Raw genomic sequence first — 22,435 nt, 5'->3', positions numbered from 1 at the left:
CGGAGGAAGTCACAGTGCGACGAATGCCAGCCCGCGCTGTTTGAGGGCGGGGATCACCGTCCGCAGCGCCTGGATCGTCTCGGAGCGGTCACCGCCGCCGTCGTGGCACAGGATGATGGCGCCGGGCTTGCTGTCGAGCATGCTCCTGGTGATAGACGGCGTGCCGGGACGGGCCCAGTCGCGCGGATCGACCTCCCAGTCGATGCAGATCATCCCGTGCTCCGCGGCGGTGTCCATCACCTGGGCGGACCAGTTGCCGCCGGGGGCGCGGAAGTAACGCGGAGCGACGCCCGAGGCCTGGGCGATCCGGTCGTGCGCGCCGCCGATCTCCTCCTTGATCTGGCCGGCGCCGAGTCCTGGCAGGTTCAGCGGGTGGGTCACGGTGTGATCGCACACCTGGTGCCCGGCGGCCACGATGCGCTCGACCAGCTTCGGATACTGGGCGACCTCCTCGGCGATCAGGGAGAACGTCGCCGGCACCTGGTGTTCGGCGAGCAGGTCCAGCATCATCGGCGTCCACCGCGGGTGCGGCCCGTCGTCGACGGTCAGCGCGACGGCGTTGGGCGGAGCGGCCGGTGTCAGGTCGTGCAGGCTGTGCACCGGCCGGCGCAGCGCCCGCAGGGATCCGTGCGCGTAGCCGGGGTCGCGTCGCGGCGCGGGTCCGGGTTTCCCCGGGTGCCCGTGCGGCGCGGGCTTCTTCGGCCGGGTGTCCGGCCGCAGCATGCGCAGCAGCTCGGGCACGCCTCCGGCCGCTAAGCCGGCGCCCGCGACGGTGACGGCCAGCAGGGCCTGGCGTCTGTTCGGTCTGCGCATGCCTCCCCCAATCGCCGCTTTCGTCGCTTACGTACCCGCCTTTGCGTCAATGCGTGGCATGACGGATCTTGTGGGCGGACCAAGCTTTCAGTGGTCGCGACAGTACGATGGGTGATGGGCCCGGGACGAGTCAGGTCTGGCGCGCCGGTCGGCGAGGAGAGCGCGATGGGTGAGTTGTCCATATGGCACTGGTTGATAGTGCTCGCGGTGGTCATCCTGCTGTTCGGATCCACCAGGCTGCCGGGGGCCGCGCGGTCGCTGGGGCGATCGATGCGCATCTTCAAGTCCGAGACCCACGGCCTGATGACCGATGACGACGAGCCGGGCGTGCCGGCGCGGGAGACGCACGAGGGACCGGCGCCCGCGCGGGAGGTGCCCGCCGGGCCTGAGGCGTCCGGGCAGGGAGTGCCCACCGGGCCGGAGGCGACCGCGCGGGAGTTGCGGGAGGAGGCCGCGCGCCTGCGGGACGAGGCCGCGCGCCTGGATGACCAGGCGGATCCGCCGCAGGACCGGACGGTCCCGGGCCGCGACGCCGCGCCCGGCGGGGACCGGAGTCCCGGCCGGGGATGACACACGCCGCCCGGCGGCCGCTCGGAGGCGGGATGCTCCGGTGTCCGGGCGGTCGCCCTGCGGCGCGTACGGGTCAGGAACCCGCCAGCCAGGGGTACCGGGCCGTGTCCGCGTCGGCGTAGTCGGGATCGAGGTAGACGAACAGCCGCTGGATCTGGAAGTCGCGGATCTCGAAGACGTCGCACCAGCGGCCGGCGTGGGTGACGCCGGCCCGCCACTCCGCGCCGGACGCCGTACGACCGGAAGAGGTGCCCTCGACCACCAGCAGGTCGCCGTTGTAGGCGAAGTTGAGGTAGGCGTAGTCGTGCTCGATCGCGGCGAGGATGCCGCCGACGTCGGCGAACAGCCGTTTGATCTCGTCCGTGCCGTTCGCGACGCCCCACTTGGGGAAGTACACCTGCGCGTCGGCGGCGAACAGGTCGAAGAAGTCGTCGCCGCGGTCGAGGCGCTTGAGGTACTCCAGTGCCACCGCCTTGCGCTGTTCGTCGGTCATCGCCTGAGTGCTCAGGGCCATCGTCTTCTCCTTGACGCTGCCCGGCCGTTCGGCCGGGAGAGGCGGGATTCGGCCTTCCTGCGGTCGATCTCCGCCCGGCGCCGTCCCGTTACCCGCTTTCCCCGTCTCGACCGCGGCGAGGTCGGCCGGCGGGGCGGGCGGCCGTGGAGGCGGCGGGCCGGCGGGAGAAGCGCAGGGCGCCGTCGTCGATGGCGCGGTACCGCAGCGTGATCAGGTCGTGGGCGTAGCTCATGCCGAGCCGCCACGGCGCCCGTGAGCCCGCCCGCGGGAACTCGTCGATCGAGCGCAGCACGTAGCCGGACTGGAAGTCGAGGAGGGGGCGTTCGGCGATCGTGGGATCGTCGTTGCACGGCACGCACTGGTCGTAGCCGTGGGCGTCGAGGTGCCGCAGCAGCCGGACGACGTACTCGCTGACGAGGTCGGCCTTGAGGGTCCAGGAGGCGTTGGTGTAGCCGACCGTGAAGACGAAGTTCGGCACGCCGCTGAGCATCATGCCTTTGTAGGCCATCGTCTCCGGCGGCCTGACCTCACGGCCGTCGACGACGAGCCGTACGCCGCCGAACAGCAGCAGCCGCAGGCCGGTCGCGGTGACGACGATGTCCGCGGCGAGTTCGGCGCCCGACTCCAGGCGCAGGCCGGTCGGGGTGAACTCCTCGATCCGGTCGGTGACCACCGACGCGTCCCCCCGGCGGATGGCCCGGAACAGGTCGCCGTCGGGGACGAAGCACATCCGCTGGTCCCAGGGCTCGTAACGGGGGGTGAAGTGGGTGTCGACGTCATAGCCGGGCGGCAGCCGGCGGAGCAGCCCCTTGCGGATCAGCGACTTGACGACCTGCGGACGGCGGCGGCTGAGCTGGTAGAGCAGCGTGATCACCGCGACGCTCTTCCACCGTACGATCGGGTACGCGCGGCGGTTCCCGATCAGGCGCCGCAGCCTGGTGGCGAGGGGGTCCTCGGCCGGCAGCGCCATGACGTAGGTGGGCGAGCGCTGCAGCATCGTCACGTGCGCGGCCCGCTCGGCCATGGCGGGCACGAGCGTGACCGCGGTCGCGCCGCTGCCGATCACGACGACCTTCTTGCCGGTGTAGTCGAGGTCCTCCGGCCAGTGCTGGGGGTGGACGACCGTGCCGCCGAAGCGCTCCACGCCCGGAAAGTCCGGCGTGTACCCGGCGTCGTACCGGTAGTAGCCGCTGCAGGTGTACAGGAACCCGCAGGTGAACCGGACCGGCTCGTCGTCGTGGACGGCCTCGACCGTCCAGCGGGCCTCCTCGCTCGACCAGGACGCGGACACGACCCGGTGCCCGAACCGGATGTGCCGGTCGATCCCCGCCTCGGTCGCGGTGTCGCGGATGTAGCGCAGGATCGACGCGCCGTCCGCGAGGGCCTTCGCCTGGGCCCACGGCCGGAACCGGTAGCCGAAGGTGTGCATGTCCGAGTCGGAGCGGACCCCGGGGTACCGGAACAGGTCCCAAGTCCCCCCGATCGCGTCCCGCGCCTCCAGAATGAGGTACGTCTTGCGGGGGAACGCCTCCTGGAGATGGCGGGCGGCGCCGATGCCGGACAGCCCGGCACCGATGATCAACATGTCGACGTGCTCGACGCCGGTCATCCCGCCTCCCTTCCCCACGTGCTCGTACGACCCGCACGGTACGCCGGTATGCCCGAATCTGCGACGTCGCACCCGGCGGCCCGCGTCGTACCGGCGACCGGGGGTACGGGGCTACATGAAGTGAGGATGTGGCGGCGCACCGCTGCCGTCACCATGGTGTGTGTGCTTCTGGCCAGGCCGGCGCGGGCTCCGCGCCGGCCGGTGCCCCGGCGCCGGGGGCCGCCGTAGGGCCCGCCGCCGACGCCCTCTTCACGCCCTGTCCCTCGTCCGGCCGGCCGGACCTGAGGGGAGGTGAATCGGATGTCGGATGTTGACCGGCACGAACTCCGGATCGGAGTGCTCGGATCGTACGGGGGCCTGAATCTCGGCGATGAGGCCATCCTCGCCTGCGTCCTGGACAGCCTGCGGCAGATACGGCCCACGGCGGAGAGGATCGTCTTCAGCCGTCACCCCGAACACACGAGTGCCCGTTTCGGCACCCCGGCGGTGGCCTACGCCGGGGTGTCCCAGGGACAGCTCGTCGAGGCGGAGACCGGCCTGGACCTGCTCGTCCTCGGTGGCGGCGGGATCCTGCACAACGGCCTCGCGGCCTCGGTGATGCGCCCCGTCCGCCTGGCTCACCAGCTGGGCATTCCCACGTTCGGCTACGCGATCGGGGCCGGGCCGCTCACCGGCCACGAGGAGATCGACGTCGTACGGGAGGTCATCGACCAGATGACCGACCTCACGGTCAGGGACCAGGAGTCGATCCTCGTCCTGGAGGGGATGGGGGTCACCCGGCAGATCTCGGCCACCGCCGACGCGGCGGTGCTGCTGGATCCGGAGGACTTCACCGAGGAGATGCTGATCCGCGAGGGAATCGACGCCCACACCCGGCTCGTGGGGATCTCGGTGCGGGAGCCGGGAGGCGCGGCCGACAACCTCGACGAGAGGACCTACCACGGTCTGATCGCGGAGATCGCGGACTTCATGACGTGCAGGTACAACGCCCAGGCCGTGTTCGTGCCGATGGAGCGGGGCGACATCGCCCACGCACACGCGGTGCTGTCGGCGATGAGCGCGCCGGAGAACGCGCGGATCCTGAACCGCCCCTACAGCCCCGGCCAGATCGCCGGGCTGATGCGGCACCTGGAGTTCGCGGTCGGCATGCGCCTGCACTTCCTGATCTTCGCCGCCTGCGCCGGAGTCCCGGTGCTGCCTCTGCCGTACGCCGGGAAGGTCTTCGACTTCGCGCAGACGGTCGGCGCGCCCGCGCTCACCGGCATCGCGAAGAGCCAGGCGGGGCCGCTGCTCGCCCAGCTCGACCGGCTCTGGGACGAACGGCACGCCTGCACCGACCGACTGCGGCAGCGCTTCCAGTACCTGCGCGAGCGCGCGCGGGAGAACCAGGAGCGTTGTCGCATCCTCATCGATCGACTGGATCCGGTCTCCTGATGTCCACAGATCCCTTCTTCCACAACGCGCTCGAGCACGGGCTGGTCGGTGACGGAAAGGCCAACGACCAGCCCGCCCTGCAAGACCTGGTCGACAAGCTCGGGGACGCCTACCTGGACGATGGCCGGCCGCGCACCATCTTCTGCCCGGCGGGCCGCTATTCGATCCGCGACCGGGGCACCGTCTGGCGGAGCGGCATCTCCCTGATCGGGGCCGGCCCGGCGGCCACGCGGTTCTCCCTGGCGAACCCCGGCGACCTGGCCACCGCCACCCCCCTGGCCTACTTCACCACGCTGCAACACGGCGCTGGTCGCCAGAACCACATCGCCGACTGCACCTTCGCGCACTTCGAGATCGACGGCTCCGGTGTGATCCTGCCCGAGTACGACGTGCTGGCCAAGGGGCTCGGCCTGCAGTACGTCCTCCGGGGAAGATTCCGCGACCTCTACATCCACGACACTCCGGCCACCGGGTTCGGCTGCGACTTCCTGCAGGACACCTTCGTCGAGAACCTGCTCGTCGTCCACTGCGGGCGGCTTGAGCGCGACGGCGAGTGGCTGGGCGGTGCCGGCATCGGCATCGGCACCGGCGGCTGGGGCTCCGTCGAACGCTGCACCGTCTCCTCATGCACCACCGTTCGCAACGGCACGAACGGCATCTTCTTCGAACTGCAGAACCGGGAATGGCCGCGGACCCGCGGCATACGCGTCATCGGCTGTCACTCGGAGAGCAATCGCTTCGGCCTCTCCGACTGGGGCACGGATGGACTGGTCGTGTCCGGCTGCACCCTGATCGGCAACCACCAGGCCGGTTACGACGTCTCAGCCCTGGGCACGTCCGCCGTCGCCGGACGCGGCGGGGTCATCACCGGCTGCGTCATCGAGCACAACGTCTGGGACGGTGTCGCGATCGGCAACACCCCGGGCCCCTACACCTTGGCGGGCAACCGCATCAGCCGCAACGGCCGTTACGGGTACTGGCAGCACAACCTGGCCGCGGGCCCTCAGGAGGCGGCCGCCAACATGATCATCGACGCCAACGAGTTCTGGGACAACGGCCTCGACGGCGTCTTCATCGACTCGGCGCTCGCCGATCCCGACATCGCCGGCAACCGGATCCGCAGCAACGGCCGGCAGTGCGAACCGGCGGACGAAGGCGGGGGCGACACGGTGTTCTACACGACGCACTCATTGATGGACACCTCGGCCGCCTGGCGCACGGACGGGCACATCGGCAAGTGGGTCACGGCCGGCGGGCAACAGGCCGTCGTGATCGGCAACACCGCCACCGAACTCATCCTCGCGCCCTCCCGTCCCGGTGCCGCCACCGCGTGGTCCGAGGGCACCCCGAATCCCGGCGTACCGTACCGGCTGCCCGACGCACCCGGGATCAGAGCCGGCATCACGCTGGCCGCGAGCGTGCGCAGTCCTTCGATCCACGACAACCGCGTATGGGACGGCGAACCTCGCAAGACCCAGACCCACGGGCTCGTCATCACCGATCGCGGGACCTGCGGTGTCGCGTGGGTCCACGACAATGACTTCGAAGGGAACGGCGTCGGAGCCGTCCGGTTCGACACCGAGCCCGCCGGCGGTTGCTGGCACCACAACCACGGGCTCGACGGGTGCCCCGGGCAGGCGTGACTCAGGGCAGCATGGCGGCGACGTCCTTCGGCATCTCGGCCTTGACGTCCTCCCACTCGCCCTCGGTGACGTAGACCCTGAGCGCCTCCGTGACCGTGCGCACGAGGTCCTCCAGGCCGCCCTGGATCTCGTACGGCGGCATCTCCGCCCGTATCTGGTCGAGGAACTCGTCCCGGTGCATCTTCTTCGGCACCTGGTTCGGATGCCATCCGTCGTAGTACATCCCCCGGACCAGCATCGGAAGCTGGGCGGCGAAGTCGACGGCCTCGTCGACCGTCAGCCGGTCGCGCAGCGCGTGCAGTACGGCGCGCAGGGCGTTGTAGGACTGGTTGCGCCGCTCCTTCGGCCAGTCGTAGGACTCCTCGATCTGGTGCAGGATGCGGTTGGTCTTGTCGACGGTGGTGTCGATGGAGTGGTATCCCGTCTGGGGCATCGCAGTGCCTCCGTTCCTCCGGCGTCGCACCGCCCGCCGTCGCAGCGCCCATGCCCTCGGTCACCGGCGGCAATCTCGGCCACCAGCTCTTTTGCCGGGATTTTCCTCCGCCGGCACGCGCCCGTCCCACGAGCCGACGGGAGCCGGCGCCACCCCGGCGGGCCGGCCGGGTCAGGGGCCCGCCTCGATGGTGAGCCGGGTCAGCTCGACCCGTGAGGTCACGTCGAGTTTGCGGAAGACGTGCCGCAGGTGGAAGGCGACCGTGTGGGTGCTCATGGACATCTGGGTCGCCACCTGGCGGTTCGTGAGGCCCTGCGCGACGAGCGCGGAGACGCTGCGTTCGGTGTCGGTGAGGCTCGCCCAGCCCGAGACCGGCCGGTCGGTCTGGCTCCAGTATCGGCGCCGGACGCCCAGCCGCCGCAGCCGGCGGCGTACCCGTGCCGCGTCGCGGGCCGCGCCGAGATCCGTGTAGGCCGCCAGCGCCGTGTCCAGGATCGCGACGGCGTCCCGCCGCAGGGCGGGGCCCTCCGCCGTGATCAGCATTCCCAGGTCCTCGGCCGCCGAGGCGCGCGCCCACGGGTCGGTGTGCCCGGCGGCGGCGCGCTCGAGCGCGTCCCGGTCCCGGTCGAGCAGGCCGCGCGCGTGCGCGGCGGTGACGCCCAGGCCGGCGAAGACGGGATGGCCGCCGGCCAGCCGGTCCATCGCCGCGACGACCGCCCGGGCCCGCGCCCGGTCGCCGAGGGCGAGCGCCGTCCGTACGAGCCACGGCGCCGCGGTCGATTCGCTGATCAGCGTCCAGCGGTGCGTCTCCAGGTCGTCGCAGAGCCGTCCGACCGCCTCCGCCGCCGCGGCCGCGCCTTCAGTGGCCACGGTGACCTGGGCCCGGGCCAGGCGGAGCCGTGCGTCTGCGTACGGTGAGCCGCAGTGGCACGGCGGCGGCCGGTCCCCTTCGGCGTATCGCCGGGCCGCGCACAGGTCACCGGCCCGCATCATCGCCGTCGCCAGAGCCGACAGCGCGTACGCGGTGAGCACGTGCGGTCCGAGCCGGCTGGTGATCGCCAGACCGGCCCCGGCCTCGGCGGCGGCGTCGTGGAAGCGCCCCTCGGCCAGGTGCATGCGGGCGCGCAGGACCGCGGGCGCCGCCGCCCAGGCCAGGTGGCCGGCCGTCTCGGCCTCCTCCCCCGCGCCCGCCATCACCGCGCGGGCCTCCTCCAGGCGGAGGACGTCGATCAGCAGCATCGCCAGGATCATCCGGGGGTGGAGACGGCGCGCATCCGCCGACTCCGCCCGCCGTACGGCCGCACGGGCCAGCCGCAGCCCGTCGGCCGGCCGTCCGGCCCCCCACTCCGACAGCGCGAGGGTGATCAGCGCGCCGGTGACCAGGGCGTCGCCGTGGCCGTCCCCCGCGGACATGATCCGTTCCGCTCGCGCGCGGGCGGCCCCGTCGTCGCCCATCCCCGCCTGCGCGTTGAGCAGCACCAGTTCGGCCTCGTCGCGCAGCTCGCCGGACAGCCCCGGGACGGTGAGGAGTGCGCTCGCCTCGGCCGCGGCCTCTCCGGTCCGGCCCGTCAGGGGGAGGATCGCCGACCGCAGGCACCGCAGCCGCGCGGACGTCTCACCGGGCAGGGGCGTCAGCAGCGCCGAGTCCACGAGGTCCAGGGCGTCCTCCAGCCGGCCCGCCGTGCTCAGGGCGCGGACGGCCGTCACCGTACGGGCGGGCCGGGCCGGCTCGGCCGGATCGGTGAGCCGGAGGGCGTGCGCGGCCAGGGCCGCCCCGGAGCGGGGCGACACCGGGGTCACGGCGGCGACCGCCCGGTCGAGATCCGCCAGGGCGCGGGCGTCGCCCGCCCGGATCCCCTGCATCAGGTGCGAGGCCGCGGCCGGCATCGCGCTCCCGCCCCGCTTCATGAGGAGGTCCCCGACCTGCCGGTGCAGCGCCCGCCGGACCGGCGCCGGGACGGCGTCCGCGACGACCCGCCAGACCAGGCCGTTGCGGAACGCCAGCTCCTCCGGGGCGGCGACCAGGAACCCCTCGCAGAACGCCTCGTCGAGCTGCGGCAGGAGCGCGGCCGGTGTCGTGCCGAGCACCTCGGCGGCGTCCTCGGGACAGAAGGAGCGCCCGATGACCGCGCCCACGGTCAGCAGGTGACGCGTCGCCGGGCTCATCCGGCCCAGGCGGCGGCCGAGGCCGGCGCGGATCCGCTCCGGGATCCGCGGGGTCACCAGGCGCGCCCGCCCGCCGACGACCGTCACCGCCTCCTCGTCCCGCAGCCCGGACAGCAGCTCGGCGAGGAGGGCCGGGTCACCGCCCGTCTCCGCGGCGAGCGCCAGCAGGTCCGGGTCGGGCACCGCCCCGAGCATGTCGATCACGACCTCCCGCACGGTCGCGTCGTCGAGCGGGCCGAGCGTGAGACGCGTCGCGCCCTCGCGTTCGAGCAGGTCGAACAGGCGGCCGGCCTCGATCGCGCGCCCGGTCGTACGCCGGGCCAGCAGCCACACGACGGGGCGGGAGGCCAGCGCCCGCGTCAGCGTGTGAACCGCCGTGAGCGTGGCCGGATCGGCCCACTGCAGGTCGTCCAGGCCCACCAGCACGGGTCCTTCGCCGCAGCGTCCTTCCAGCGCGGCCCGGATCTCCTCGAACTCCCACGCTCCCCCGGTCGCCGTCGAGAAGCCCGGCGCCGCGGCCGTGGCCGCGGCCTTCGCCAACAGGAGGCTCTTGCCCGTCCCCGCCTCGCCCTCGATGAGGAGGACGCCGGACCGCCCGGCCCGCGCCGACCGCGTCAGGGCGACGATGGCCTCCCACGCGCGCTCGCGGCCCCGCACCGTCCTCTCGTGGCGCGGCGTCTCGACCCGTGAACGCTGAACGGTCATGGAGCCTCCTCCGTCGGCCTCATGACCAAGGTGCTGTGCTCGTTGAATCCCTCGCTTCGCTCGGTCATGGCTCCCGTGCTCCCCCTCTCCCGAGGATAGGACGGCGGGATACGCGCATTTTCGGTAACGATCTTTTCGGGGGGTCAGATAGACCGTTACCGACCCCCGAAGAGGCCCCCGGAACGCCGGGACGGCCGGGCGCCCGTGGAACCGCAGCGTGCCATGGGGGTTTTGCGCGCATGCAAGGACCCGTGACGGGATTCCCCGGACGCGTAAGGCTGTCTGTCATGGGAGCACATCCTGGTCCCGAAAGACCGGCCGGCAGGGTCGGCGGCGCCGCCGTGACACGCCGCCCGACACGAACCGCGACTCCGTGCGTCGCGGTCCTCGGCCCGGCCGCCCACTCCGGACGGAAGGTGTGATGACCATGGGGTCGGTCCTCAGGATGCCGCGGCCGGAGTTCGACCGAGCCTGGCCGTACGGGGCGGAGGAGACGTACGAGGACGCCTCCCCGCCCGGAATCGACGCCGCGACGCCCAACGTCGCCCGGATGGACAATTACTACCTCGGGGGCAAGGACAACTTCTCCGTCGATCGTGATCTGGCCGAACGCGCGCTGCACGAGGCGCCCGTCATCGCCAGGCTGGTGCAGGTGAACAGGGGCTTCCTGCACCGCACGGCCCGTTTCCTCGCCGAGGAGAGGGGCATCCGGCAGTTCCTCGACATCGGCTGCGGTCTCCCCTCGGAGATCAACCTCGACGAGACCGTGCGGCGGATCGACCCGGACTGCCGGGTGGCGTATGTCGACAACGACCCGATGGTGCTGACCCACGCTCGTGCGCTGATGGCCGTGGGCGGCAGCGTCGGGGTGTACGAGGGGGACCTGCGCGAGCCGTCGACGGTGCTCGGCGACCCGGAACTGCTGCGGCTCCTCGATCTGACCGAGCCGGTGGCGGTGTTCCTGCTGAACGTGCTGCCCTTCATCCCGGAGAACCCGCGCCGGATCGTGGACGAGCTCGTGCGCTACCTGCCCACCGGCAGCCACGTGGTGGTGTCCCACGCCGAGCGCACGCCGGACCTGGAGGCGGTGGCCGAGCTGTACGAGGAGGCCGGTCTGTCGTTCCTCCCGCGCAGCAGGTTCGAGATAGCGCGGATCGCCCACGGCCTCGAACCGGTCGCGCCCTACCCGGCGGGTCTGCCGCTCTCGCGCTCGGGAGGAGAGCCGGACCCGGCCGACGCGGTACCCCTCATCGGCTGCGTGGGGCGCAAACGTTGAAATGTAAATCAAGCCGATTCGTCGTGCTTTGCTCGGTCGCCGGATAGGATCGATGCGCCCGCCAGTGCTACTTCCCGAGCGCGTGATGCCATCCGAAAGCGACCCGAAGCCCCTTTCCGAAATCGCGCAGGACATCGGGCTGACGATGTCCGATGTGGCGATTTTCTCCGGTCTCGACGAGAGCACCGTCTTTCGTTTGTGGGACAACAGCGACTGGCTGGATCGCGTCAGCGGCCGGTCACTGCAGAGCCTGATGTCGTCGGTGCCCGGCATCGCCGAGTACGCGATGGCGCACTCGCTGCTGAAGCGGCGCACCACACTGATCGCGGACCTCGCGGCCGAAGGGATGTCCGTCAACCTGGACGCGCTGGAGACCTCGACCGTGGCCCGCCAGCTCCTGCTGAACGCCCTCGAGGCCGCGCTGTACATCGTCCGCGACGGCCCGAGCCAGCGGGTCTCCTCCTATCTCGCCCGCTTCTGGGGACGGGAGCAGGATCGCGCGCTGGAGGCGCTGTTCTCCGCCGAGCCGGGACACGGCCTGCTGGGCGATCCGGGCAGGCTCGTCGAGGCGTCGATCGATCTGGCGCCCCGCCTGAGCCGCAAGACGTACTCGTTCCACTCACTGCTCACGCTCAACATCCTCACCCACCAGGTCAGCAAGGCGGCCGGTGCGCCGGACGCCGACCTGGCGCCGCAGCGGCCCGGCCGCCAGAGCGCCCTGATGATGCGCGGGGTGGTCATGGGCGCGCTGATCAGCTCGAACGACCTGGAGCTCGCCGAGAGGTACCGGCGGGAGCTGGACCGCACACCGGTGTACGCCGCGCTCGAGGAATGGTCCTTCCCCACCTACATGCGGGACGGCCGGATCAGCTCCGACTTCACGCTGCCCAACTCGCTGCTGCTGCGGAACACGGCGGCCGAGGTGCTGCGGGAGATCGAGACCTACAACGACGCCTACGTGTACTACCTGGTGTCGACGTACCTTCCGCTCGCGCTGCGCCGCGACCCGACGTTCGGGCGGCGGATCACTGATCTGATCACGACACTCGAGCAGCGCGCCGCCGACTGCCGGGACAAGCGAATAAGGGCCGCCTGCACCACGCTGGTGCGGCAGCTGAAGGGCGTGGCCTGACCATGCCAGAGGGGGGACAGATGGGCCGGACGTACCAGGACGTCGCAGAACTCACCCGGGAGCGGTGGGAGGCGAACACCGACTACTGGGTGCGGGTGATCCGGGAGAGCCGCGACCGGTACCGCACCGAGCTGACCGACCGCGCCGTCCTGGACGCGATCGGCGACTGCGCGGGCCTGCGGGTCCTGGACGCCGGCTGCGGCGAGGGGTACCTCACCCGCACCCTGGCGGCCCGCGGTGCCCGGGTCGTCGGCGTCGACGCCTGCCACGGCCTGATCGACGCCGCCGAGGGCCTGCCCTGCGAGGGTCCCGGCTCGGCCTCGTTCACCCGGGCGAGCGTCGACGCGCTGCCGATGGAGGACGCCTCCTTCGACCTGGTGGTCTGCAACCACCTGTTCAGCCACCTGCACGACCCGTCGCGTGCGATCGATGAGTTCGGCCGGGTGCTCAGGAGCGGGGGGCGGCTGATCATCCTCACGCTGCATCCCTGCTTCTACACCGGCAACGCCGAGCGCGGAGCGAGCACGAGCGTTCCGGCGGCGGAGTACTTCGCCGGGCGGGGCATCGACCAGCACTTCATGGTCGACGGGCTCCGCTCACCCTCGAAGATCACCTCGTGGCTCCGCCCGCTGGAGTTCTACGCCAGGACCCTCCGGGAGGCCGGGTTCGTCATCGCGGATCTGCGGGAGCCGCACCCGACGGACGAGCAGCTCCGGAACGATCCATGGTGGCGCACGGGCTTCCCAACCGCGATCTTCATGCTCCTGGTGGCGGAGCGCCGCTGACCCCGGATTTGCCGATCTTTAATCAAAACACCTGCTAAACGGGCACATCGGGGGTAGGGCCCGGATTCGTAGGCTCCACTTCCTTCTCTGGAGCGTCTTCGGTCGCAGGCCGGCGAACCGGGCCGCGGCCGACCGCGGCGAACCTGCCGCGATCACGGTGAATCGGCAGGTGAACAACATGACTGATGAAGACCGACGTAGGGCCGACCGCCTCGCACGCGCGCTGGGAGTGGCGAGCCTCGGCCTGGGAATCGCACCGCTGACCGCCTCCGACGTCATCAGCCGGCTGTGCGGCGTGGACGACTCGAGGTCGGCTCGCACGATGGTGCGACTGGTGGGCCTGCGCGAGGTGGTGCACGCGGTGCTGCTGCTGGGCAGCCGCACGCCCGGACCGCTCGTGTGGACGCGGGTCGCGGGCGACGTGATGGACCTGAGCACCCTCGGCCTGGCGGCCTCGAACCGGATGGGCCACCGGCGCTCCCGGGTCCTGGCAGCGACCGCGGGGGGCGTCGCGATCACCGCGGTCGACGTGTACGTCGCGCTGCGCGGGACCCGGCGCCGGAAGCCGGACCGCGCCCGCGCCCGCGCCGGCACCGTGCACGCCTCCATCACCGTCAACCGCCCACGCGACGAGGTCTATCGCTTCTGGCACGACCTCGAGAACCTCCCTCAATTCATGATCCACCTCGACACGGTCCGCGACCTCGGGGACGGGCGTTCGCGCTGGAGGGCCACGGGACCGCTGGGCAGGACCCTCGAATGGGAGGCGGAGATCATCGACGACCGCCCGGACGAGCTGATCGCCTGGCACGCGACCGAGGGGATGATCGCCGGCAACAGCGGCGCGATCCGCTTCACCGACGCGCCCGGCGACCGGGGCACGGAGGTACGGGTGACCCTGCACTACGCGCCGCGCGGCGGCGGAGCCGCGACGGCGTTCACCCGTCTCCTGGGTGAGCACCCCGACCAGATGGTCCGCGACGACCTGCGCAGGTTCAAGCAGGTCATGGAGACCGGCGAGGTCGTCCGCTCCGAGAGCACGCCGGAGGGCACACGCACGACGCGGCAGCTGCGGCAGCGTCCGGCCCAGCCGCTGGCGAGAGGAGGATTCCGATGAGAGCCAACTGCTGGATGGGCCGGGGGAAGGTCGAGGTCCAGGACGTTCCGGATCCGCAGATACTCAACAGTCACGACGCGATCGTCCGGATCAGCTCGTCGGCGATCTGCGGATCCGACCTTCACCTCTACGACGGCTTCATCCCGACGATGAAGAAGGGCGACGTCCTCGGCCACGAGTTCATGGGCGAGGTCGTGGAGGTCGGGTCGGAGGTCAGCAAACTGCGGCCCGGGGACCGCGTGGTCGTCCCCTTCCCGATCGCCTGCGGGCGCTGCTGGGCCTGCGAGAACGAACTGTTCTCGGTCTGTGAGAACTCCAACCCCAACGCCGGGATGGCCGAGAAGCTCATGGGGCACTCGCCGGCCGGCATCTACGGCTACAGCCACATGCTCGGCGGCTTTCCCGGCGGCCAGGCCGAGTACGCGCGGGTGCCGTTCGCCGACGTCAACCCGATCAAGATCGAGGACGACCTGCCCGACGAGAAGGTGCTGTTCCTGTCCGACATCTTTCCGACCGGATGGATCGGGGCGGAGATGGCGGACATCAAGCACGGCGACGTCGTCGCCGTGTGGGGCGCCGGCCCGGTCGGCCAGTTCGCGATCGCCAGTGCGTTCCTGATGGGCGCCGAGCGGGTCATCGCGATCGACCGCTTCCCGTACCGGCTGCGCCGCGTCGAGCGGATGGGCGCCGACCCGCTCGACTACGAGGAGGGGATCGACATCCCTGACGCGCTGCGCGACATGACCGGCGGTCGCGGCCCGGACTCCTGCATCGACGCCGTCGGCCTCGAGGCGCACCACGCCACGCCGATGTACGCCTACGACCGGGCGAAGCAGGCCACGCGTCTGGAGACGGACCGGCCGTTCGTCCTCCGCGAGGCGATCATGTCCTGCCGCAACGGCGGGACGGTGTCGGTGATCGGCGTCTACGGCGGGCTCGTCGACAAGTTCCCGATGGGCTCGTTCATGAACCGGTCTCTGACCATGCGGGGCGCGCAGTGCCACGTGCAGAAGTACCTGCGCCCCCTGCTCGACCGGATTCGGCACGGGGACATCGACCCGAGCTTCGTCATCAGCCACCACATGAGCCTGGACGACACTCCGCACGGCTACGAGATCTTCCGCGACAAGCAGGAGGAGTGCAACAAGGTCGTCCTGCACCCCTGACGGCCCAAGAACGTCACTCGTCGGCGAAGATTCGCCGTCGGCTCATCTCACCGTCTCCGGACGGGGGCGGTACGCGGAGATGCTCCCTGTGTGAGCGACTCGACGACGGGTGACGCGCAGGGCGGACCGCGCGGCGGACCCGGGCCCGCCTGATGGAGTTCAGCGTCCCGCTGGCACTGCTCGGCGCGATGCTCTTCGCGGTGTCGGCCGCCCTGCAGCAGCGTGCGGCACGCCGGACGCCGCCGCTCCTCCGGATGGTGCGCGAACCGTCCTGGTTGCTGGGCTGCGTGGTGGGCCTCGCCGGCTTCGGCGCCCAGGCGATCGCTCTGCACCTCGGCTCCATCGTCGTCGTCCAGGCGCTCCTCGTCACGCAGTTGCTGTTCGCGCTCCCGCTCAGCACCGTGACCGGCGGGCGGCGACCGCTCCCGCGGGACTGGTCGGGAGCCGCCGTGGTCTGCGCCGGCCTGGCCCTCCTGGTCGCCGTCCGCGGCGAGGTGGCGCCTGCGGCCGGGCGGCGATCCGCGGTGGTGCCGGCGGTGGCGGTGGCGACGGGTCTCATCGGACTGCTGCTCCTGATCGCCCGGGTGCTCCGATCGCACGCGCAGTCCCGCACCGCCGCGCTCGCCGTCGCGGCCGGGATCTGCTTCTGTATGACGGCCGTCTTCCTCGTGTTCGCCGGTGACGACCTCGCCCGGCGCGGCGTGGTCGCCACCGCCCTCGACTGGCCGCCGGCCGCGCTGGCCGTGTCTACGGCCGCGGCCACGGTGCTGGTGCAGAAGGCGTTCGCGAGCGGTTCGCTGTCCACCGCCATGACGTCGATGACCATCACCGACCCGGTCGCCGGCTGGGTGGTGGGCATGGCGGTCTTCGGCGGCGCGCCGGGGAGCGGCGCGAGCGCGCTCTGGGGCAGTCTGCCCGCGATCGTCCTGGTCGCGGCCGGAGCCGCGGCGCTGGCCGCCTCTCCCACCCTGCACGATGAACCACGGGGGCCGTCACTCGGACGCTGAGACCTCCGCGCCGGCGCGTCGGCTGATCTGCTCATGGCCGTTCAGCAACCTGACGACCGTCGCCGCCCAGGGGTAGCGCTCGGCACTGGCCCGGGCCGCGGCACGGCGCCGCGCCTCCGGCAGTGCGAGCAGCTCCAGGACGGCCTCCGCCATCCCGCTCGGCGTGCCGTCGCCGACCACCCCGGAGCCGGGCCCGCCGAGCAGTTCCCGCGCCGCTCCCTCCGGCGGGACGACGACCGGCGTCCCGCACGCCAGCGCCTCCAGCGTCGCCAGCCCGAACGACTCCACCGGGCAGGGGAACAGTGCGACGTCGGCGGCGGCGACCAGCCGGGCGATGGCCGGCCGATCGGACAGGTGGCCGAGGAACGTGACCGGCAGACCGCGGGCGCGGTGCCGCAGGCGCTCCCGCTGCGGGCCGTCGCCGATGATCACCAGGCGGGCGTCGACACCACGCATGTGCAGCGCGGCCACGGTGTCGATCGCGGCCTCCGGGCGCTTCTCCCGCGACAGGCGCGTGACCGTCACCAGGAACACCGGCCGATCGCCTCTCGGATCCGTGTGGGTCGCCGACGGCGGTCCGTCGGCGACGGACCGGGATCCGCCCAGGTCACCTCCGGACCGCGCCTCGCCCATGTCCGCGATGGACCGGCGTTCGCCCAGGTCGGCGGCCGGCCGGAACTCGGCGAGGTCGACACCGAGCGGTATCCGGTGGACGTTCGGCGCGCCGATCCGCTCGAACTCGGCGGCGGAGAAGGCGGACGTGACGATGACCCGGTCGGCCAGGCCGCTGAGCCGGCGGTTGATGGTGTCCGCCGCCGCGCGCAGGGGAATCCAGCGGGGCACTCTCGACCGCAGGATCGCGTCCAGACGCTCATGGGAGAAGAGCACGAGCGGCACGCCGCGCCGACGGCTCCATCGGGCCAGCCAGACGAGACTGATCTTGTCGCTGACCTCCAGGACGTCCGGTGGGGCCGCGTCGAGCAGCCGGAGCACCCGCCGCCGAGCGGTGAGGACGCGGTAGTCGCCGAGGCCGGGCAGGCCGACGCCGCGCACGGTGACGCGTCGCCCGGAGGGCGTCTGCTCCACCGACTCGACGCGCCCGGGGACGATGAGGATCCGGTCGTGTCCGGCCTCCCGGTAGCCCCGGCCGACCTTGTCGAGTGCGATGCGCTGGCCGCCGGACGTGGGGGTGTAGAAGTTCGCGACCTGGACGATCCTCAACGGATCACCACTTCCGAGTAGGTCATCGCCCGTCCTCCCGCCGCGAGCACCGCTTCGATCGCCCGCATCGTCGTGTCCCGCAGGCCGGGCCGGTCCAGGTCGTCGGGGTGCAGGGCGATGCGGACCAGGCCGCCGCGGCTCGCGCGCCGACGCGCCCACTCCTCGACGAGGACGGCGCCGAGTCGTTCGCCCGCGCCGCCAGGCCGGTGAGAGAGGGCGAAACCCCGCTTCAACCGCCCGGTCCACAGGTCGTGCACACCGAAGTGTGAGGTGGTGTACCGGAATCCCGCCCGGCGTAGGGCCCGGCCGGCGGCGGGTGAGGCCAGCCAGCCCGGTGGCGTGAACCCGGAGGTGGTCAGGCCCAGCTCCCGTAGGACGGTGCGGCCCGCCCGCAGCCGTTCCGCGGCCTGCGCCTCATCGAGCGCGGCGAACTCGGCCGCGCCGCGAGCCACCGCCCGGCCCACCGAGCGGCGCAGCACCGATCCCTCCGGACCGGCCCGATGGCTCCACCCGTGCAGGACGAGCTCGTCGCCGCGCTCCACCCGGGCCCGGAGGACCTCGGCGTAGCCCGGCTCGTCGGCGAGCGAGGGCCCGCGCCAGGGGCCGGGGATCACGAGCAGCGACACGGAGATGCCGAGCGAGTCCGCGTCGGCGCACCAGCGCCGCGTCTGCTCGGCCGTCGCGGGAGCGACGTCGTGGACGCTGACCACCAGTCGCGTCGGGGCGCGCCGCGCCGCGGGCACCCGGCCCGCTCGCCACGCCCGTCCGCGATCGTCAGCACGGATGACGGGCCGACGCCGGTCCATCACGCGGCCTGCCGCTCAGGCCGGCCGGATCGGACGGCATGATAGTGGCCGACCAGCTCCGCACAGACGGTGTCCCAGTCCCGTCCGCGCACCGACAGCCGGGCGTGGGCGGCCATCCGCCGCCGCATCGGGGCGTTCGCGGCCAGCGTGGCGACGGCCGCCCGGAGCGAGTCCGTGTCGTCCGGGGGATAGAGCAGGCCGTTGTAGCCCGGTTTCACGAGATCGAGAGGGCCGCCGGCCGCGGGCGCCACCACCGGGACTCCGGCCGCCAGGGCCTCCTGAACGGCCTGGCAGAAGGTCTCGTCCGCGCCCGTGTGCACGAAGACGTCGAGCGAGGCGACGAGCTCCGACAGCTCCCGGCCGGTGCGGAACCCGGTGAAGACCGCGTCGGGCAGGATCCGCCGCAACCGCCGCGCGGCTGGCCCGTCGCCCACCACGACGAGCCGCACATCGGGTAGGCCGGCAAGGTGCCGCAGCAGCGACGGGCGTTTCTCGGCGGCCAGCCGGCCGACGTAGCCCACCAGGAGCCGTCCGTCCGGGGCCAGCCGCGCGCGCAGTTCCGCGGACCTGTGCCGTGGGTGGAAATGCCGGTCGTCGACTCCCCGCGCCCACAGCGCGAGCCGTGGCAGGCCGCGCCGCCGCAGCAGGTGCAGGGTGGGCGTGGACGGCACGAGCGTACGGTCGGCCTGTTCGTGGAGATGACGGAGCCACGCCCAGACGAGGTGGTCGGCGCCTCGTAGACCGTACCGGCGGGCGAAGCCCACCACGTCGGTCTGGAAGACGGCCACCGTCGGCACGTCCAGTCGCCGGGCGGCCGCGACGCCGGAGGCTCCGAGCGTGACCGGAGCGGCCAGATGGATCACGTCCGGGCCGAACTCGCTCAGCACGGCGGTCACCTGACGTGTCGGCACGCCGACGACGAACGACCGATAGAACGGCAGGGCGACGCCTCGCGTGAGGCGTACCGGCTGTCCGGCATGGCCGCCGGGCCCTGGCCCCGGCGCGACCACCAGCACCTCACTGCCGCGCCCGGCCAGGTGCTCGACCACACGACACACCGAGTTCGTCACCCCGTTCATCCGGGGCAGGAACGACTCGGTCACGATCGCGACCTTCACGGCTGTGAGCCTGACCCCGCCGTACGACCGCGGGACCGCCTCGTGGTTCCGCCGGAGCGAACATCCAACGAACGACGTTGATCGCCCGCGTCGGGAGGCGTTGGCGGTCGCGTCGCTATGGTCGACAGGGTGGAGGCGCACCGTAACGCGGCAGGGCATGGTGGTAAGGACCGGATGGGCTTCGACGCGTTACGTGAGGCGGCTCGCCAGACCTACGGTGCTGATGCCGCCGGCTACCGGGAAGGGCGGCCGGATTATCCGCCGCGGGTCTATGAGGTGCTGCGGTCAACGTGTGGTCTTGGACCGGGCAGCCGGGTGCTGGAGATCGGGCCCGGGTCTGGGTTGGTGACTGAGCATCTTGTCGCTGCGGGGGCGACCGTGGTCGCGGTCGAGCCGGACCAGGGGTTCGCTGAGTATCTCGGCCAGACCATGCCAGAGGTGCAGGTGGTGGGTGCGCCTTTCGACGAGGCCGAGGTGGGTGATGGGTTCGACGCTGTCGTGGCCGCGACTTCGTTTCACTGGCTTGACCAGTCCACCGCCCTACGGAAGGTGAGCGCTACGCTGCGACCGGGCGGCTGGGCGGCGATCTGGTGGACGGTGTTCTCCGATCCGTACCGGGAAGACCCGTTGCTGGCCGCGGCCAGGGCTGTTCTGGGCTTCGAGCCCGGCAATCAGCGTGACGGGACGGCATTCCAGCTTGACCGCGACGCTCGATGTGAAGATCTGCGCCGTGACGCCGGTCTGGTCGACGTGGCCTCGGAGTTGATCTCCTGGGATCTGCCGATGAACGCCGATCAGGTACGGGCGCTGTTCAACTCGATGATGACAGTTCGACAGTTGCCGGAAGCCCAGCGTAGACACGTGCTGGAGACGCTGACCGGCCTGGTGAACGAGCGATTTGCGGGCATCGCCACCCGTCCGCACGTGACCGCCTTGTACGTCGGCCGGAAGGTCGGGTGAGGGTCACCGGCCCGGGGCCGGGGCGACGCGCAGGACCGCCCTGCCGTCGGCGATCGCGACGAGCGTGATCGCGAGGCCGTTCATCATGGTGGTCGCGCCGGCGTTCCCGCCCAGTTCGACGGTGAGGGACGTGCCGGGGGCGGTCCCGCGCAGGGTGATGTCGTCGCCGTGGATGGCGGTCACCGTCAGCTCGTTCACGCCGAGCCGGGCCGGCACCGGGATGCGGTCGCGGGGGGACACCTGGACCTCGCATCGCCCCGTGCGGCAGGCCTTGAGATCGGTGCCGTTCGCCGCGCGCGGCAACGGTGCGCCGGGCCCCGCCGTGGTCCGCGGCACCGGCCAGGGCGGTGCCGTCGGCCCGGTCGGCGGTACCGGCCAGGGCGGGGGCGTCGGCCCGGTGGGCGGTACGGGGACGCCGGACGGTGGCACCGCCGGCGGAGCGGCCGGCCGCGTCCGGTAGGTCGGCGGGCCGCCTTTCGCGCCGGGCGGCGGGACCGTACCCGACCCGCCGCCACCGCCTCCACAGCCTGCGGCGGCGAGCACGACGCCCGCCGCGAGCACCGCACGCCCAGTCCCGCCCATCCGCCCTCCCCGGAGCCCTCCGCCCGGGGCGCTTCACCCGAGCCCGTAACCAGACCCTACCCAGAGTCATGAACTGATCACTCAGCGCATGGCGGGAGGTCCGGCCCCCGGCGGTGGGCGCCGGGGACCGGAGCGACGGTCACCGGTAGAGGGAGAACTCCGGCGGACGCCGGTTGAGGGTCCAGTCGCCGACCTCGCGGGCCTTGTAGGCGACCGGGTCATGGAGGGTGTGGGTGCGCAGGTTCCGCCAGTGCCGGTCGAACCCGTACGCGCTGGTGGTCGCCCGCGCGCCCTGGATCTCGAACAGCCGGGAGGCGGCAGCCAGGGCGACCTTGGTGGTCAGGTACTTCGCCTCGTAGACGGCGACGGCGGCCTCGGCGCGCTGGTCCTCGGTGAGCGAGGGGCCGGTGTCCAGAGCCGCCTGCAGCGCGTCACCGGCGCGATCGGCGAGCAGGGCGGCGGCGCGGATCTCGCTCCGCACCTCGCCCACCGTCTGCAGGATGTAAGGGTCGTCGGTCGCGCGCTCCACGCCCGAGGTCTCCCATGGGGCCGCGTGCAGGCGCGTCCAGTCGAGCGCCTCGTCGAGCGCTCCTTCGGCGGTGCCGATGTAGAAGTTGACGAAGGCCAGCTGCCAGTGCGGCGTGACGAGGGTCTGGTACGCGGTGAGCGTCCGCCCGGTGAGGGGGTCGGGCCCGAGGATCTCGGAGCGTTCAACCGGGGTGTCGGTGAACTCCACGCCGCCGGAGTCGGTCAGCCGCTGCCCGATGTTGTCCCAGTCACCGAGCGCCCGGAAGCCGGGGCGTTCGGCGGGCAGTGAGATGAAGACCAGTTCGCCTTCATAGGCGGCCGTGACGGACAGGTGGTCGCCGAGGCCGGCGCCGGAGGCGAAGGAGCTGCGGCCGTTGAGCCGGAACGTGTCGCCGTCGCGGGTCAGGACCAGGTCCGATCCACCGCGCGGGTTCTGCACGCCGCCCCAGAAGATCTTCAGCTCCCCGTTGCGGCGCGAAAGGACGTCGGCCTGCTCGGGAGTGCCGAAGAGGGGTGCGATCCGGGTCTGCGCGTAGTGGTAGCCGATGAGGTGGGCGATGGAGGTGTCGCCGCGGGCGATCCGGCGGGTGAGCTGTGCGGCCTGCGCGTAGTTCAGGCCGTCGCCGCCGTACTCGACGGGTTCCTGCACCTGCAGGAGGTCGTTGCGGCGCAGCAGCTCGACCTCCTCACGGGGCGTCCGGTTCGCGCGGTCGCGCTCGGCGGCGGTCGCGCGCAGCTCGGCGGCGACGAGGTCGGCGCGTTCCAGCGCGGCGGCGAAGCGTTCGGCGTTCGCGGTCTGTGCGGTGTCGACGGTCATGCTGGGAATCTCCTCGATCAGGGGACGGTGGGC

At 72.0% G+C, this 22,435-nt stretch carries 20 protein-coding genes; 10 read left to right on the top strand and 10 right to left on the bottom strand.

Annotated features, from left to right (window positions below; translation table 11 throughout):
- Nucleotides 1–9 precede the first annotated feature (9 nt).
- Nucleotides 10–813 (bottom strand): polysaccharide deacetylase family protein, encoded by an 804-nt coding sequence (locus tag NE234_RS19155; RefSeq protein WP_252781791.1) that lies wholly within the window; start codon nucleotides 811–813, stop codon nucleotides 10–12.
- A gap of 165 nt (nucleotides 814–978) precedes the next feature.
- Between NE234_RS19155 and tatA the strand changes: the two genes are divergently transcribed.
- On the top strand, nucleotides 979–1,383 hold the full coding sequence (gene tatA / locus NE234_RS19150) for a Sec-independent protein translocase subunit TatA (RefSeq protein ID WP_252781789.1): 405 nt from the start codon (nucleotides 979–981) through the stop codon (nucleotides 1,381–1,383).
- A 73-nt stretch (nucleotides 1,384–1,456) separates the two neighbouring features.
- Here tatA and NE234_RS19145 read toward each other — a convergent pair whose 3' ends face one another.
- Entirely contained in the window at nucleotides 1,457–1,897 is a 441-nt protein-coding gene (locus tag NE234_RS19145; RefSeq protein WP_252781787.1) for a nuclear transport factor 2 family protein, read from the bottom strand.
- An 88-nt stretch (nucleotides 1,898–1,985) separates the two neighbouring features.
- Nucleotides 1,986–3,506: a flavin-containing monooxygenase gene (locus tag NE234_RS19140; RefSeq protein WP_252781785.1), complete on the bottom strand. Its 1,521-nt coding sequence runs from the start codon at nucleotides 3,504–3,506 to the stop codon at nucleotides 1,986–1,988.
- Between the two features lie 300 nt (nucleotides 3,507–3,806).
- Here NE234_RS19140 and NE234_RS19135 point away from each other — a divergent pair, with 300 nt between their 5' ends.
- Together NE234_RS19135 and NE234_RS19130 are read left to right on the top strand one after the other, a co-directional pair.
- On the top strand, nucleotides 3,807–4,940 hold the full coding sequence (locus NE234_RS19135) for a polysaccharide pyruvyl transferase family protein (RefSeq protein ID WP_252781783.1): 1,134 nt from the start codon (nucleotides 3,807–3,809) through the stop codon (nucleotides 4,938–4,940).
- A complete protein-coding gene (locus NE234_RS19130) occupies nucleotides 4,940–6,583 on the top strand; it encodes a right-handed parallel beta-helix repeat-containing protein (RefSeq protein ID WP_252781782.1) in 1,644 nt (547 codons plus the stop codon). The genes NE234_RS19135 and NE234_RS19130 overlap by 1 nt, the downstream gene beginning before the upstream one ends.
- 1 nt (nucleotide 6,584) lies before the next feature.
- On the opposite strand, the gene NE234_RS19125 is transcribed toward NE234_RS19130, so the two are convergent.
- Together NE234_RS19125 and NE234_RS19120 are read right to left on the bottom strand one after the other, a co-directional pair.
- A complete protein-coding gene (locus tag NE234_RS19125) occupies nucleotides 6,585–7,016 on the bottom strand; it encodes a DUF2267 domain-containing protein (protein ID WP_252781780.1) in 432 nt (143 codons plus the stop codon).
- Nucleotides 7,017–7,187: 171 nt separating this feature from the next.
- Nucleotides 7,188–9,887: a helix-turn-helix transcriptional regulator gene (locus NE234_RS19120; RefSeq protein ID WP_252781778.1), complete on the bottom strand. Its 2,700-nt coding sequence runs from the start codon at nucleotides 9,885–9,887 to the stop codon at nucleotides 7,188–7,190.
- Nucleotides 9,888–10,314: 427 nt separating this feature from the next.
- Between NE234_RS19120 and NE234_RS19115 the strand changes: the two genes are divergently transcribed.
- The 6 genes from NE234_RS19115 (at nucleotide 10,315) to NE234_RS19090 (ending at nucleotide 16,370) form a co-directional block, all read left to right on the top strand.
- Nucleotides 10,315–11,163, top strand: a complete 849-nt coding sequence (locus tag NE234_RS19115) for an SAM-dependent methyltransferase (protein WP_252781777.1) — start codon at nucleotides 10,315–10,317, stop codon at nucleotides 11,161–11,163.
- A gap of 154 nt (nucleotides 11,164–11,317) precedes the next feature.
- Nucleotides 11,318–12,295 carry a hypothetical protein gene (locus NE234_RS19110; protein ID WP_252781775.1) on the top strand — a complete coding sequence of 326 codons (978 nt, stop codon included), beginning with the start codon at nucleotides 11,318–11,320 and terminating at the stop codon, nucleotides 12,293–12,295.
- 20 nt (nucleotides 12,296–12,315) lie between these two features.
- Complete coding sequence (locus NE234_RS19105) at nucleotides 12,316–13,080, top strand: class I SAM-dependent methyltransferase (RefSeq protein ID WP_252781774.1); 765 nt, start codon at nucleotides 12,316–12,318, stop codon at nucleotides 13,078–13,080.
- Between the two features lie 178 nt (nucleotides 13,081–13,258).
- The gene (locus NE234_RS19100) at nucleotides 13,259–14,197 is read left to right on the top strand and encodes an SRPBCC family protein (RefSeq protein ID WP_252781772.1); all 939 of its coding nucleotides are present in this window, start codon (nucleotides 13,259–13,261) and stop codon (nucleotides 14,195–14,197) included.
- On the top strand, nucleotides 14,194–15,363 hold the full coding sequence (locus tag NE234_RS19095) for a zinc-dependent alcohol dehydrogenase (protein ID WP_252781770.1): 1,170 nt from the start codon (nucleotides 14,194–14,196) through the stop codon (nucleotides 15,361–15,363). Before NE234_RS19100 ends, NE234_RS19095 begins: the two co-directional genes overlap by 4 nt.
- A 152-nt stretch (nucleotides 15,364–15,515) precedes the next feature.
- A complete protein-coding gene (locus NE234_RS19090) occupies nucleotides 15,516–16,370 on the top strand; it encodes a DMT family transporter (protein ID WP_252781768.1) in 855 nt (284 codons plus the stop codon).
- Here NE234_RS19090 and NE234_RS19085 read toward each other — a convergent pair.
- The 3 genes from NE234_RS19085 to NE234_RS19075 form a co-directional block, all read right to left on the bottom strand.
- The gene (locus NE234_RS19085) at nucleotides 16,356–17,591 is read right to left on the bottom strand and encodes a glycosyltransferase (RefSeq protein ID WP_252781766.1); all 1,236 of its coding nucleotides are present in this window, start codon (nucleotides 17,589–17,591) and stop codon (nucleotides 16,356–16,358) included. The genes NE234_RS19090 and NE234_RS19085 overlap by 15 nt on opposite strands.
- On the bottom strand, nucleotides 17,588–18,334 hold the full coding sequence (locus tag NE234_RS19080) for a DUF2334 domain-containing protein (protein ID WP_252781765.1): 747 nt from the start codon (nucleotides 18,332–18,334) through the stop codon (nucleotides 17,588–17,590). The genes NE234_RS19085 and NE234_RS19080 overlap by 4 nt, the downstream gene beginning before the upstream one ends.
- Before the next feature lie 62 nt (nucleotides 18,335–18,396).
- Nucleotides 18,397–19,515, bottom strand: coding sequence for a glycosyltransferase family 4 protein (locus NE234_RS19075; protein ID WP_252781763.1), 1,119 nt, complete (start codon nucleotides 19,513–19,515; stop codon nucleotides 18,397–18,399).
- Between the two features lie 129 nt (nucleotides 19,516–19,644).
- Here NE234_RS19075 and NE234_RS19070 point away from each other — a divergent pair, with 129 nt between their 5' ends.
- On the top strand, nucleotides 19,645–20,475 hold the full coding sequence (locus tag NE234_RS19070; protein WP_252781761.1) for a class I SAM-dependent methyltransferase: 831 nt from the start codon (nucleotides 19,645–19,647) through the stop codon (nucleotides 20,473–20,475).
- A 3-nt stretch (nucleotides 20,476–20,478) separates the two neighbouring features.
- Here NE234_RS19070 and NE234_RS19065 read toward each other — a convergent pair whose 3' ends face one another.
- Nucleotides 20,479–21,057: a hypothetical protein gene (locus NE234_RS19065; RefSeq protein WP_252781760.1), complete on the bottom strand. Its 579-nt coding sequence runs from the start codon at nucleotides 21,055–21,057 to the stop codon at nucleotides 20,479–20,481.
- A 139-nt stretch (nucleotides 21,058–21,196) separates the two neighbouring features.
- Complete coding sequence (locus NE234_RS19060) at nucleotides 21,197–22,402, bottom strand: acyl-CoA dehydrogenase family protein (RefSeq protein WP_252781758.1); 1,206 nt, start codon at nucleotides 22,400–22,402, stop codon at nucleotides 21,197–21,199.
- Nucleotides 22,403–22,435 lie beyond the last annotated feature (33 nt).

It is taken from the genome of Actinoallomurus rhizosphaericola (genome assembly GCF_024055675.1).
Lineage (GTDB): Bacteria > Actinomycetota > Actinomycetes > Streptosporangiales > Streptosporangiaceae > Actinoallomurus > Actinoallomurus soli.
Note: the sequence above shows the minus strand (reverse complement) of the source record. Positions and strands in the feature narration are given on the sequence as shown.